This window comes from Streptomyces rubradiris (assembly GCF_016860525.1).
Classification (GTDB): Bacteria; Actinomycetota; Actinomycetes; order Streptomycetales; family Streptomycetaceae; genus Streptomyces; species Streptomyces rubradiris.
Genome location: NZ_BNEA01000001.1, coordinates 665,788 through 678,576, shown reverse-complemented (window position 1 = coordinate 678,576; position 12,789 = coordinate 665,788). Strand labels below are relative to the sequence as shown.

General features: G+C 73.8%; 14 protein-coding genes. 4 read left to right on the top strand and 10 right to left on the bottom strand.

Annotated elements, in window-relative coordinates; all coding sequences use genetic code 11:
* Positions 1-2: 2 nt before the first annotated feature.
* The 5 genes from Srubr_RS03215 to Srubr_RS41795 form a co-directional block, all read right to left on the bottom strand.
* Entirely contained in the window at positions 3-1,079 is a 1,077-nt protein-coding gene (locus Srubr_RS03215; protein ID WP_189993466.1) for an NAD(P)-binding domain-containing protein, read from the bottom strand.
* Positions 1,080-1,131: 52 nt separating this feature from the next.
* Positions 1,132-2,139: an ABC transporter substrate-binding protein gene (locus tag Srubr_RS03210; RefSeq protein ID WP_189993464.1), complete on the bottom strand. Its 1,008-nt coding sequence runs from the start codon at positions 2,137-2,139 to the stop codon at positions 1,132-1,134.
* Between the two features lie 40 nt (positions 2,140-2,179).
* A complete protein-coding gene (locus Srubr_RS03205; protein ID WP_189993462.1) occupies positions 2,180-2,908 on the bottom strand; it encodes an ABC transporter ATP-binding protein in 729 nt (242 codons plus the stop codon).
* Positions 2,881-3,771 carry an ABC transporter permease gene (locus tag Srubr_RS03200; protein ID WP_189993460.1) on the bottom strand — a complete coding sequence of 297 codons (891 nt, stop codon included), beginning with the start codon at positions 3,769-3,771 and terminating at the stop codon, positions 2,881-2,883. Before Srubr_RS03200 ends, Srubr_RS03205 begins: the two co-directional genes overlap by 28 nt.
* Before the next feature lie 131 nt (positions 3,772-3,902).
* Entirely contained in the window at positions 3,903-3,986 is an 84-nt protein-coding gene (locus Srubr_RS41795; RefSeq protein WP_350968097.1) for a putative leader peptide, read from the bottom strand.
* A 122-nt stretch (positions 3,987-4,108) separates the two neighbouring features.
* On the opposite strand from Srubr_RS41795, the gene Srubr_RS03195 reads away from it, so the two are divergent.
* Positions 4,109-4,531 (top strand): secondary thiamine-phosphate synthase enzyme YjbQ, encoded by a 423-nt coding sequence (locus Srubr_RS03195; protein ID WP_189993458.1) that lies wholly within the window; start codon positions 4,109-4,111, stop codon positions 4,529-4,531.
* 49 nt (positions 4,532-4,580) lie between these two features.
* On the opposite strand, the gene Srubr_RS03190 is transcribed toward Srubr_RS03195, so the two are convergent.
* Entirely contained in the window at positions 4,581-4,988 is a 408-nt protein-coding gene (locus Srubr_RS03190; protein WP_189993456.1) for a DUF5997 family protein, read from the bottom strand.
* 82 nt (positions 4,989-5,070) lie between these two features.
* On the opposite strand from Srubr_RS03190, the gene Srubr_RS03185 reads away from it, so the two are divergent.
* Positions 5,071-5,883 carry a LysR family substrate-binding domain-containing protein gene (locus Srubr_RS03185; protein ID WP_189993454.1) on the top strand — a complete coding sequence of 271 codons (813 nt, stop codon included), beginning with the start codon at positions 5,071-5,073 and terminating at the stop codon, positions 5,881-5,883.
* A 60-nt stretch (positions 5,884-5,943) separates the two neighbouring features.
* Here Srubr_RS03185 and Srubr_RS03180 read toward each other — a convergent pair whose 3' ends face one another.
* The 4 genes from Srubr_RS03180 to Srubr_RS03165 all read right to left on the bottom strand — a co-directional run bounded on the left by Srubr_RS03180 (position 5,944) and on the right by Srubr_RS03165 (position 9,759).
* Entirely contained in the window at positions 5,944-7,443 is a 1,500-nt protein-coding gene (locus Srubr_RS03180) for an MFS transporter (protein WP_189993451.1), read from the bottom strand.
* A gap of 174 nt (positions 7,444-7,617) precedes the next feature.
* Positions 7,618-8,445, bottom strand: a complete 828-nt coding sequence (locus tag Srubr_RS03175; protein WP_189993694.1) for a hypothetical protein — start codon at positions 8,443-8,445, stop codon at positions 7,618-7,620.
* 124 nt (positions 8,446-8,569) lie between these two features.
* Complete coding sequence (locus tag Srubr_RS03170; protein WP_189993449.1) at positions 8,570-9,259, bottom strand: HAD family hydrolase; 690 nt, start codon at positions 9,257-9,259, stop codon at positions 8,570-8,572.
* Between the two features lie 20 nt (positions 9,260-9,279).
* A complete protein-coding gene (locus Srubr_RS03165; RefSeq protein WP_181797548.1) occupies positions 9,280-9,759 on the bottom strand; it encodes an Lrp/AsnC family transcriptional regulator in 480 nt (159 codons plus the stop codon).
* Between the two features lie 230 nt (positions 9,760-9,989).
* Between Srubr_RS03165 and Srubr_RS03160 the strand changes: the two genes are divergently transcribed.
* Together Srubr_RS03160 and Srubr_RS03155 are read left to right on the top strand one after the other, a co-directional pair.
* The gene (locus tag Srubr_RS03160) at positions 9,990-11,483 is read left to right on the top strand and encodes an FUSC family protein (RefSeq protein WP_189993448.1); all 1,494 of its coding nucleotides are present in this window, start codon (positions 9,990-9,992) and stop codon (positions 11,481-11,483) included.
* A gap of 149 nt (positions 11,484-11,632) precedes the next feature.
* Complete coding sequence (locus Srubr_RS03155; RefSeq protein ID WP_189993446.1) at positions 11,633-12,670, top strand: lactonase family protein; 1,038 nt, start codon at positions 11,633-11,635, stop codon at positions 12,668-12,670.
* Positions 12,671-12,789: the final 119 nt, after the last annotated feature.

Below are 12,789 nucleotides of genomic sequence, written 5' to 3'. Positions count from 1 at the left end.
CGTCACGCGGCGAGGGGCTCCCCGGCGAGCAGCCGCCGGATGTCGCGGACGGCCGCACGCCCGGCCCGGTTGGCCCCGATGGTGCTGGCGGAAGGGCCGTAGCCCAGGAGATGGACTCGCGGATCGGCGACCGCGCGGGTGCCCTCCAGCCGGATGCCGCCACCCGGCTCGCGCAGCCCGAGCGGCGCGAGATGGTCGAGCGCGGCGCGGAAACCGGTCGCCCACAGGATCACGTCGGCCGCCACCTTGTGGCCGTCCCGCCACTCCACGCCGTCCGGCACGATCCGGTCGAACATCGGCCGCCGGTCCAGGACCCCGTCCGCCAGACCCTGCCGGATCGCGTCGTTCAGGGGCAGCCCGGTGACCGAGACCACACTGCGCGGCGGCAGCCCCTGGCGCACCCTCTCCTCCACCAGAGCGACGGCCGCGCGGCCCGCGTCCTCGTCGAACGGCCCCTCGCGGAAGACCGGGGGCCGCCGGGTGACCCAGGTGGTCGCGGCGGCGTACGGGGCGAGCTCCAGCAGATGCTGGGTGCCCGAGGCGCCACCGCCGACCACCACGACCCGCCGGCCGGCGAACTCCTCGGGGCCGGCGTACTGAGCGGTGTGCAACTGCCGCCCCCGGAAGGTCTCCTGGCCGGGATAGCGCGGCCAGAACGGCCGGTCCCAGGTGCCGGTCGCGTTGATCAGCGCCCGTGTCGCCCAGGTGCCGTCCGGTGTCTGGACGAGCAGTCGCCCTCCGGTGCCCTCGCGCACCGCGCGGACGTCGACGGGACGCCGTACCCGCAGGCCGAAGGCGCGCTCGTAGCGGTCGAAGTACTCCCCGACCACCTCGGAGGAGGGGCGCGCCGGGTCGGCGTCCGTCAGCTCCATGCCGGGCAGCGCGTGCATCCCGTGCACCTTGCCGAACGTCAGCGAGGGCCACCGGAACTGCCAGGCACCGCCCGGCCCGGGGGAGTGGTCGAGGACCACGAAGTCGCGGTCCGGCGCGAAACCGGTCCGCCGCAGGTGATAGGCGGCGGACAGGCCTGCCTGGCCCGCGCCGATGACGACGACCTCGGCCTCGCGTGCTGCGTTCACGCCTGTCCCCAACACGGACAGGCCCACGGATCTTCCCGGCGGTCTTGCGCCTTTAGTCCTTCGCCGGGGTCGTCGACGGCGGCAGGCCGCCGTTGTACCGCCGGTCCACGAAGCGACCGAAGTCGACCTTGTGCGGGATGAGCCGCAACTCGGCGAAGGCGTCGGCGATCCGCTGCTCGGAGGCGACCAGCGGCTCGTCGACGGCGACCGCCACGCGGGTGGAGTTCGTGCGCCGCACGGAGGCCAGAGCCACCTCGTACGGCAGACCGGTGTCTTTCGCCCACACCTTGGCCCACTCCTCCTGGTGGCCGTACACCCAGTCCGTGGCCCGGCGCAGCCGCGCCAGATAGTCCTTGACGGCGGCGGCCTTCCCCGGGTCCTCCAGCGCGGCGGGCGAGGCGACCTGGAAGGTGAGGCCGTTGGTGACGCCGTCGCCGGTGGTGAGCACCCGGCCCCGCCCGGCCTGGAGGACCTGCGAGGTGTACGGGTCCCAGACCGCCCACGCGTCGACCTTGCCGGAGGTGAACGCGGCGAGCGCGTCGGCCGGCTGGAGGTACTTCACCTCGACGTCGGACAGGCTCAGCCCCGCCGCCTCGAGCGAGGCGACCAGTTGGTAGTGGGCGGACGAGCCCTGGGCGACGGCGACTGACCTCCCCTTCAGCTGCCGGGTCCCGGTCAGCTTCGAGCCGTTCGGCACGAGGATGGTGTCGCCCTTGGAGGTGCCGTGCCAGGCCGCCACGACGGTGATCTTCGAGCCGGCGCCGGCCGCGAAGACGGGCGGGGTGTTGCCGACGCCGCCGATGTCGACGGCCCGGGCGTTGACGGCCTCCAGCAGCGGCGGGCCGGAGGTGAAGGTCGACCACTTGATCTTGTAGTGCAGGTTGTCCAGCTCTCCGGCGGCGCGCAGGATGGCCTCCGAACCGCCCTTCTGGTCACCGACGTCGAGCGTGACCGGGCCCGTTCCGTCGGTGTCGGTGCTCGCGGAAGAGGTGCCGCCGCAGGCGGTGAGCAGGAGGGCGAGGGGCAGGAGCAGCGCGGCGGGGACGAGTCGTCGTCGCATGACGGTTCCGTTCGGTGCGAGGGGGGCGGGAGTCAGGCGTTTACGCGGCGGTGCCGACACCGAGCAGTCCGAGCAGCCGGGCGCGCAGCGCGGCGAACCGGGGATCGGTGATCTCACGCGGCCGGTCGAGGTCGATGGCCTGCTCGTGGGCGATCCGGCCGCGGTCCATGACCAGCACGCGGTCGGCGAGCAGTACGGCCTCCTCGACGTCGTGCGTGACCAGCAGCACCGCGCAGCCCCGGCGCTGCCAGACCTCCCCGACCAGGCGCTGGGCCTGGATCCGGGTGAGCGCGTCGAGCGCGCCGAACGGCTCGTCGAGCAGCAGCAGATCGGGTTCGCGCACCAGGGCGCGGGCCAGGGAGGCGCGCTGGGCCTCGCCGCCGGAGAGGGTCTTCGGCCAGGCGTCGACGCGGTGGCCGAGACCGACCTCGTCCAGCGCCCGCTCCGCCACCGCGCGTTCGGGCCTGCCGGGCAGCCCGAGCAGAACGTTGCGCCACACCTTCTTCCAGGGCATGAGCCGGGGCGCCTGGAAGGCGACGGCCCGCCGGCGCGGGACCAGCGCGGTGCCCTCGATGTCCCGGTCCAGGCCCGCGAGGATGCGCAGCAGGGTCGACTTGCCGCAGCCGCTGCGGCCGAGCAGGGCGACGAACTCGCCGGGCGCGATGTCGAGTCGTAGGCCGTCGATGACCGCGCGGCCGTCGAAGGAGCGGGTCAGCCCCTCGACGTGGACCGCGGGCCCGGTCACCGTCCGGTGAACGTCGGTCGCCATTGCAGCAGCAGCCTTTCGAGGGAGCGGACGATGAAGTCGGCGAGCAGACCGAGGAAGGCGTAGACGATCAGGCAGACCACGATCACGTCGGTCCGCAGGAAGTCCCGCGCCTGCACCATCAGGAAGCCGATGCCGGAGTCGGCGTTGACCTGCTCGGCGAAGACGAGCGCGAGCCAGGCGATGCCGAGCGAGTAACGCAGTCCGGTCAGCGCCCCGGGCAGCGCGCCCGGCAGCACCACGTGCCGTACCAGACCCCACCGGGAGAGCCCCAGCGACTCGCCCGCCTCGATGAGTTGGGTGTCGACACCGCGGATGCCCGCGTACACGTTGAGATAGAGCGGGAAGGTGACACCGAGGGTGATGATCGCGGTCTTCGGGGCCTCGCCGATGCCGAACCAGATGATGAACAGCGGGATGAGACCGACGAACGGGACCGTCCGCAGCATCTGCACCGGCGCGTCCACCAGGTCCTCGCCGATCCGGAACAGCCCCGCGAACAGGGCGAGTCCGGTGCCGGTCAGCGTGCCGAACAGCAGGCCGAGCGCGACCCGCCGGAGCGAGGTCGCCATGGCCGAGGGCAGCGAACCATCGCTCACCAGGTCCCAGCCGACATGAGCGATCCGGCCCGGCGAGGCGAGCACGTCCGGGGCCAGGACCCCGGCGGCGCTGAGGAGTTGCCACAGGGCCAGCAGCAGGAGCGGGCCGGTGGTGCGGCGCAGCCAGCGGGGGACCCGGGCGCGGCGGGCGGAGGCGGGGACGACGGGCTGGAGGCCGGGGAACGCGTCCCTGTCGGGGCGCCCCGGTCCGGAGATACCGGAAATGTCGGCCGAGGGAGGGTTGGGTGGGGCGTGGCTGATGCTCATGAACGCTCCAGGGGAAGGGATCGCTCCGCGCCGCAACGCCGTGCTCAGGTCGATGAGCGGTCAAGGTGTGCGTACGGGCAGGCGCGGGCGGCCCGGAGTCCGGGCGGAGGAGGCGGGGGAGGGGAAGGGCGTCAGCGGCCGGTGCGACACGCGGCGGAGGCCACCCGCAGCAGGTCGATGTGACCGCGCGTGGTGAGCAGGGCTGAACGCGACATGCCGCCGAACCTAGCCAGGTGGACGTGCACAGGTCAACGCCGTCTCGCGTTCTGGACCGGCCGTATCAGAAAACGGTGGTGCCGGAGCGTGTGAAAACCGGCGCATGGGTCAGGATGGGGGCATGTCCGATGCCTTCACCACGCGCGTGCTGCACGTCTCCACCGGCACCCGGGAACGTGTCGTCGACCTGACCGCCGACTGCGAGGAGTTCCTGCGGGAAGCGGCGGCCGGCCGGGACGGCCTGCTCAACATCTTCGTCCCGCACGCCACCGCCGGGATCGCCGTCATCGAGACGGGCGCCGGCAGCGACGACGACCTCCTCGCGGCCCTGCACACCCTGCTGCCCGCCGACGACCGCTGGCAGCACCGGCACGGCAGCCCCGGCCATGGACGCGATCACGTACTGCCCGCCCTCGTCCCGCCGCACGCCACCCTCCCGGTGGTCGGCGGACGCCTGGAACTCGGCACCTGGCAGTCGGTGTGTCTGGTGGACACCAACAAGGACAACCCCGACCGCCGGGTGCGGCTGAGCTTCCTGGGCTGACCCCCGGGGCGGTACGGGACGGCCCCGCCGCGGGGCGGGGCCGGACGGGTCAGCGGCGCTCGGCGGCGCCCTCCTGGTCCGCCTTCTCCTTCTTCGCGTTCTTCAGCCGCGCGGCCTCCTTGCGGACCTCGGCCTGGGTGGCGCGCTCCTTCTCCAGCCACTCGGGCCGCTCCTGCTTGAGCGCCTCGATCTGCTCGGTGGTCAGCGCCTCGGTGACACCGCCCCGGGCCAGGCCCGCGATGGACACGCCCAGCTTCGCGGCCACCACCGGGCGCGGGTGGGGACCGTTGAGCCGCAGCTCGCGCAGCCACTCCGGCGGGTTGGCCTGGAGCTCGTTCAGCTCGGCGCGGGAGACCACACCCTCCTGGAAGGAGGCGGGGGTGGCGGGGAGGTACACACCCAGCTTCTTCGCCGCGGTCGCGGGCTTCATCGTCTGGGTGCTCTGCTGCGACTTCATGAGGTCAAGGGTATCGGCCGTGTGCGCGGGCGCCGACCACGGCGGGAACCGGACGGACGCCGGCGGCCGGTAGTCTGGCCTGGTGACAGGCTCGGAGGAATCACCGTCGTTCCGGCTCGCGTACGTTCCCGGGGTGACGCCCGCCAAGTGGGTGAGGATCTGGAACGAGCGGCTGCCCGGCATCCCGCTCACCCTCGTCCAGGTCCCGGCCGCCGAGGCGCCCGGGGTGCTGCGCGCGGGGGAGGCGGACGCGGGCTTCGTCCGGCTGCCGGTCGACCGTACGTACTTCAGCGCGATCCCGCTGTACACCGAGACCACGGTGGTCGTGGTCCCCAAGGACCACCTGATCACGGCGGCGGAGGAGGTGACCCTGGCCGACCTCGCCGACGAGGTGCTCCTCCACCCCCTGGACGACGTCTTCGACTGGGCGGCCCCGCCGGGCGAACCCGCCTTCGAGCGTCCCGCGACGACACCGGACGCCATCGAGCTGGTGGCGGCGAACATCGGCCTCCTGGTCGTACCGCAGTCGCTGGCCCGCCTGTACCACCGCCGGGACCTCACCTACCGCCCGGTCGTCGACGCACCGCAGTCGGGCGTCGCCCTGTCCTGGCCAGAGGAGGCCACCACCGACCTGGTGGAGGACTTCATCGGCATCGTCCGCGGCCGTACGGTCAACAGCACCCGGGGCCGTACGACGGCGCGACCCGCGGCCGACGCCCGGCCGGGGCGCTCCGAGAGGGGCGGCACCCAGCAGAACGGCAAGTCGGCATCGAAGTCCGCAGGCAAATCGTCGGCGAAATCCTCCGGCAAGCCGGCGGCGCGCACGGCGAGCGCCCGCACCGGCGGCCGGTCGGCCAAACCGGCCAAGCGGGGCAAGCCGCGCCGGAGGTCCTGAGCGCGGCCTGCCGGAGACGGCACGGATGGGTACTCACCGTCGTCGATGGCCGCCTCTTCCTCACGTACCCGGCCGTACGCCCTCCACGGCACCGCCGTCCCCCCGGCCCGGCCCGGTCGGCTCCGCGGCCCTCTCCGGCTCGGGCCGTACATGGCGTTCCCGCAGGTCGGCGACCGCCAGCAGCAGGGCGACCAGGATGATGCCCACGGCGGAGAGCAGCCCCAGCTGCATCGCCGTGTCGGTGCGGCCGTGGTTGGCGAGGTGGGCGAAGTACACCGACCCCACCACCGCGATCCCGGCCGCCGAGCCGACGCGCTGACCCGTCTGGAGGACGCCGCCGGCCGCGCCCGCGCGCTGCACGGGGACCCGGGTGAGCGTGAGGGTGGTGTTCGGGGAGACCGTCAGGCCCGACCCGATGCCTCCGACGAGCAGCGGCAACGCCGACGCCCAGCCCAGGTTCGGCCCGGGGACGAGGGCCACCGCCACCATCACTCCGAGCAGCCCGAGGGCCACGCCGCCCAGCCCGATGACGACCAGCTTGCGCCCGAACCGCACCACCAGCCGCCCGCCGGCGGCGGCCCCGACCGCGGAGGCCGCCGCGAACGGCAGCACCGTCAGCCCCGACGCCAGCGCGCTGTAGCCCACGCCGTTCTGGAGGTACAGGGCGTAGAGGAAGAAGACGGTGGTGAAGCCCGCGAAATAGGTGAGGCTGATCAGGGAGCCCAGCGTGAACGAACGCAGGGAGAACAGGCCCAGGTCCACCAGCGGGGCGCGCCCGAGCAGTCCCTGCCGGCGCTCCCAGGCCCAGAACGCGCCCAGCAGCACCAGCGCCACCGGCAGCAGCGCCCACTTCTCCCGCCCGGACCACTGCTGCTCCTGCACCAGGGGCAGCATCAATGCGAGCACGCCCGCGCCGAGGAGCAGCACCCCGAACAGGTCGAACACCTCGCGCTTGCCCGCCGCCGGGTAGCGGGGCAGCAGCCGCAGCCCCGCGGCGAAGGCGGCCACCCCGATCGGCAGGTTGACGAAGAACACCCAGCGCCAGCCGTCGTCGGTGCCGGCGGCGTCGATCAGCAGCCCGCCCACCAGCGGGCCCGCCGCCGTCGACACCCCGATGACCGTGCCGAGCACGCCGAAGGCCTTGGCCCGTTCGGCGCCCTGGAACATCTGCTGGATCAGCCCCGAGGTCTGCGGCGCGACCATGCCCGCCGCCGTGCCCTGGATCAGCCGGAACACCACCAGCCAGCCGGAGCCGGAGGCGAGCCCGCACGCCAGCGAGGCGACCGTGAACAGGGCGAGGCCGACCAGGAAGACCTGGCGCCGGCCGCGCATGTCGCCGAGCCGGCCGGCCGGGACCAGTGCCAGCCCGAAGGTGAGGGCGTACCCGGAGACCACCCATGACTGGACCGCCTCGGAGGCCCCCAGCCCGTGCTCCAGGGAGGGGAGCGCCACGTTCACGATCGAGGTGTCGAGGAGCGAGATGAATCCCGCCGCCAGACAGACCCCGAGCGCCTTCCACCGCCGCTCGTCGGGGGCGGGCCGTGCCTGGACTGTGCTCATGGGGTCACGCTATGCAGTCAGGGCCGGGCGCGCACGCGCAGAGGGCCGTCCGTAGCGGAGCCGATCAGCGGGCCCCGTCACGCGGCCACGCGTGTGACTGAACGTCCTGGTTGGTCTACGCGAGCTAGGGAGAGGCTGCCTCTTGGTCGACGCAGGCAGGATCTCCCGGGGCGACTATCCGGTCGCTCGGGCGGAGCGGGGCTGGGTGCGCAGGGCAGGCAGCCGGGCACAGTCCTCCGCTCCGGCCAGGCTCTCGCCCAGGTTCAGGAGCGAGAGGAGCCGCACCGGCCGGCCGGCTGTGGCAGCGGCCTCCAGTTTGTGGTGGCCGTCGAGGAGGAAGTGGGTCAGGCCCCAGTGCGCGGAAGGGTCGTCTTCCAAGCCGAGGGCGGGCCGGCACACGTCCAGCGTGGAGATCGCCACCACCGTGGGGACCGTTCCCTGTCCCATGAGCGCGACGTACTCCTCGACACGCTCCCTCTCGTTCCACGTCGGGGGAACCATGGGCACGACGAACTCGTAGAGGTGGGCGTCCGCGGCGACCGCGGTCTCGAACGTCCGGTAGTAGGGGGTGTGCGGGTACTCGGGGAGGCCCCAGAACTGATCGATCCCCCACGTCGTGACCTGTTCGCCGCTGAAGTAGTCACCTTCCTTCCCTGGGATGATCAGCCGGGGTTCCACGCTCAGGAGCAGCGGAAGGTACTCGCCCTCCGGCAGCAACGCACCGAACGCATCGATCACACCGCCGTCGTCCGGATCGTCCAGTGCGCCGGTGAGCCGCTCCTCCACGCTCTCCAGGGACAACTTCTCTCGCGCGCCCTCCAGCCGGCGGAACAGGAGCGGGCACGTCCCGCAGTAGAAGCTGAGCTCGAAGGCAGGCTCGTCGTCGACCATGAGCAAGCGGCGCCGCGGCCCGCCGCCGAGTTCCCGCAGTTCCGTATCGAAGTGCAACCGTGCTTCGGAGGAAGGGACGCCGAGACTGCGGGGGTCGCCCGCTTTGATCATCACGGGCCGACCGTACGGGACGCCGCGGACCGGCTCCACCGAGTAGTGAGCGTGTGTCCGGCCGGGCGGGCCGACTCCGGCGCCGAGTCACGACGCGTACGCCGTCTTCGAGGCCCGCGCTGTTTCAGCGGACCCCGTCACACAGCCACGCGTACGCCGACCGCGCCCTGAAGTCCGCCTGGCCGCCGCGCAGCAGTAGGGACGCGGTGGCGAACTCGGGGGCGTCCGCCTGGGTGGGGACGTACGGGAGGGCGATGCAGCGCATGCCGGCCGCGTGGGCCGCGGCGGCGCCGGGGGCCGCGTCCTCCAGGACCACGCAGTCGGCCGGGGGTGTGCCGAGGCGGCGGGCCGCTTCGAGGAAGACGTCGGGGGCCGGCTTGCCGTGGGGGACCTCGTCGGCCGAGACCGCCGTCCGCAGGTGGGCGGCGAGGCCGGTGCCCGCGAGGGCGGCCTCGATGGCCTCGGGGGAGGAGCCCGAGGCCACCGCCATGGGGACCTTCCTGGCGGCCAGCAGTTCCACGAACGCGCGCATCTCCGGGTACGCGCGGGTGCGGGTGCGGGCCAGGTCCAGGTAGCGGCGGTTCGTCTCGGCCAGCAGCTCCGGTACCGAGGCGCGCAGGCCGTAGCGCTCCCGCCAGATCCGTACCGACTCCCGGGTGCTGATGCCCACGTAGGTCTCGTGGTCCGCCCAGGTGAAACCGGGGACGCCGTGTGCGGCCAGGGTCTGCCGGCTCGCCTCGTAGTAGTTCGGCTCGCTGTCCACGAGCGTTCCATCGAGATCGAAGATGACCGAGAGAGTGCCGAGATCGCTCATGGCGCCCAGCATGCCAACCGTCAGCCGCGTGCCGTCGCCCGGCCCACCGACTCCACCAGGGGCAGCAGCCGGTACGGGACCCGCTCGCGCAGTGCCACCTCGGTGCGGGTGCGCACCACGCCCGGGAGGCTGATCAGCTTCTGGATCACGTCCTCCAGATGCGCGTTGTCCCGGCCCACCACCCGGGCCAGCAGGTCCCCGCCGCCGGTGATCGAGAAGGCCTCCACGATCTCCGGCACGGCGGCCAGCGCGTCCCCCACGTCGTCCAGGTGTCCCTGGGTGACCTCGATGTGCACGAACGCCAGCACCGGATGGCCCAGCGCGGCGGCGGAGAGGGAGGGGCCGGTGCCGGTGATCACGCCGTCCCGCTCCATCCGGTCCAGGCGGGCCTGGAGGGTGCCGCGGGCCACGCCGAGGATGCGGGCGTACTCGCGCACGCTGGTGCGCGGCTGCTCCAGGAGCAGCCGCAGGATGCGGGTGTCGAGTTCGTCCACGGCCATGATGGACGACTGTACCAATGGCCCAGCCGAGGCAGAGCCCCGCATGCCCTCCGACCTGGCCCGTTGGCGCTCCGGTGGGTGTGAATGTGGTTCATCTACTGGGCCAATGGTCCGGCGAAGCGGGGCTCACTTGAGCCAGTCACCCCGGAGATGCTCTCATGGACGTGTCAATGGCGCTGCGGATCTCCGCGGCGCCTTTTCCGTATCGGTGGTCCCAGGGGAGGGCAGCAGTGCTGAAGAGGATGTTCGTGGCACCGGACCCGGGGCGGGCGCGGTTGCGTTTCGCCGCGCGGGCCGTCCTCGGCATCGGGCTGGCGGTCGTGGTCTGCGGACTGGCCGGACACTCCCTCCCCGGAGCGGTCACCGGAGGGCTCGCCGCGCTGCTCGCGCTGTTCACCGTCGCCGACCCCACTGTGCGCGGCCAGGCGGTCACCACCGCCCTGCTGCCCGTCGTGGGCGTCCCGGTGCTCGCCGCCGCGGCCGGACTGCACGACCACCCCGTGGCCCGGGACCTGACCTTCCTGGCCGTCACCGGCGCCGGCGTCTACGCCCGGCGGTGGGGCCCGCGCGGGCACAGCCTCGGCGTGTTCGCCTTCATGACCTTCTTCGTGGCCCAGTTCCTGCACGCCACCCCGGACCAGCTGCCCGAGCTGTACGCCGCCGTGCTGCTGTCCGTGCTCGCGGCGGCCGGCGTCCGCTTCGGCCTGTGGTGCTACGAGCGCCGGCTCGCCCCGGCCGCCGCACCGCCCGCCCCGCTCGGCGGCACCGGCCTCGCCCGGGTGACCACCCGGCAGGCCGTCCAGGCGACCGCGGGGGCCGGCTTCGCGCTCGTGCTGGGGCAGCTGGTGTCGGGACAGCGCTGGTACTGGGCCGTCGGCGCCACCTGGTGGATCTTCGTCAACACCGCCTCGCGCGGCGAGACCCTGGTCCGCGGCTTCCGCCGGGTCCTCGGCACGGTGCTCGGCATCGGCCTGGGCCTCCTCGTCGCCGTCCCCGTGCACGGCGCGCCCGTCCCGACGGCGGTCCTCGTCGCCGTCTGCGTCTTCGGCATCTTCTACACCGCCGCCGTCTCCTACACCTGGATGATGCTCTGGGTGACCCTGCTCGCCACCTCCCTCTACGGCCTGCTCGGCGTCCTCAGCCCCGGACTGCTCGCGCTGCGGCTCGCCGAGACCGGGGTCGGCGCGCTCGGCGCCGCGCTCGCCGTCCTGTTCGTGCTCCCGGTCACCACGCACGCCACCACCGACGCCTGGATCCAGCGGGCCCTGCGCTGCGTGCACGCCTGCACCGCCGAGGCCGCGGCCCGGCTGGCCGGCTCCGCCACGGCCGACCCCGCCCCGCGCGTCGCCGAACTGGAGCAGCTGCTCGGCCGGGTACGGCTGTCGGTGGCGCCGCTGGTGCACCCGCTGAACCCGGTGCCGGCCCGCAAGGCGCGGGCCCGCCGGGTCCTGGCGCTGCTCGACGACTGCGCCCGCGAGGTCCGCGGCCTGGTCGCGGTCGCCGCCGACCCCGTGGCCTCGCACGACGCCCGTCTCGCCGCCGCCTGCTGGCGGGTGGAAGCGGCCGTCGAGGCCCTCACCGCCGGCCGCGCCGAACCCGTTGCGCACCCCGCCGAACCGCCCGCCGAACCCGCCCTCGCCCATCTGCACGGCCTGGAGCGCGCCCTCGCCGACCTCGCGGAACCGCTGCGCACGCCGTCCCGGTCCAGGCTGGCCGAAGCCTGAGCGTCACCCCGCTCCCGGCCGGCCGAAGCCTGAGCGCCCCGGCACGGCACGAACCGCCCGGTCCCCGCCCCTTGGTCTAGACCGCGCGGCGGGGACTGCTACCGTCGGCCCCGGACCGGCTCGACGGGCTCGACCGAGAGGGGACAGCGGTGGCAGGGGACGGCAGGGCGGGCAGGCGCCGGGCGTTCATCGGATCGTTCACGGCGGCGGGCGGCCCCGGACTGGTGACCGCCGAGGTCACGCCGGGCGGCGGGGCCCTCACTCTGCTGTCCGCCGTCAAGGACGTGCCCGACCCCTCCTACCTCGCCCTCGCACCGGACGGGCACACCCTCTACGCGGTCAGCGAGACCTCCGAGGGGGCCGTCGCCGCCTACCGTGTCACCGGGGACCGGCCGGAACCCGCGGGCGCCCCGGTGCCGGTGGGCGACAGCGGCCCCACCCACCTCGGCCTGTACGCCGGGCACGTGCTGACCGCCAACTACGGCTGCGGCAGCGTCACCGCCGTACCCCTGCGCCCGGACGGCTCGCTCGCCGGCGCGCCCTCCGGACGGCTCCAGCACACCGGTTCCGGGCCGCACGACCGGCGGCAGCGCGGCCCGCACGCCCACCAGGTGCAGCCCGACCCCAGCGGCCGGTGGGCCGTCAGCGTCGACCTCGGGACGGACTCGGTCCGGGTGTGCACCCTGGTGGACGGCAGCCCCGTCGTCCACCGCGAATTCGCCCTGCGCCCCGGCTCCGGACCGCGCCACCTCGCCTTCCACCCGGACGGCGGCCACGCCTACGTGGTCAACGAACTGACCCCCACGGTCACGGTGTGCCGCTGGGACGCCGAGCGCGGCACGCTCAGGCCCCTGACCGAGGTCCCCGTGCTGCGCGACGCGCCGGCCGGCGACGCCTACCCTTCCGGCATCGTCGTCTCTCCCGACGGCCGCTTCGTGTGGACCGCGACCCGCGGCGAGGACGTCCTGTCGGTCCTCGCCGTCGAGGCGGACGGGCTCCGGCTGACCGGCACGGTGCCCTGCGGCGGGCACTGGCCGCGCGCGCTGGCCGAACACGGCGGCTTCCTCTACGCGGCCAACGAGCGCTCCGGCGACGTCTCCTGGTTCGCCGTGGACCCGACCACGGGGATCCCCCGCTACGACGGCTCGGTGCGGGTCGCCGCCGCCTCCTGCGTCGTCTTCGGCTGAGAACGGGAGCGGCCCGCCCGGGAGGCGCCGCGCCGCCCGGGTACGGCGACGGGCCCGCTCCGGGAAGGAGCGGGCCCGGTGTCGTACGCGAGCCCTGAGCCCTGTGGCGCCGGTGACCG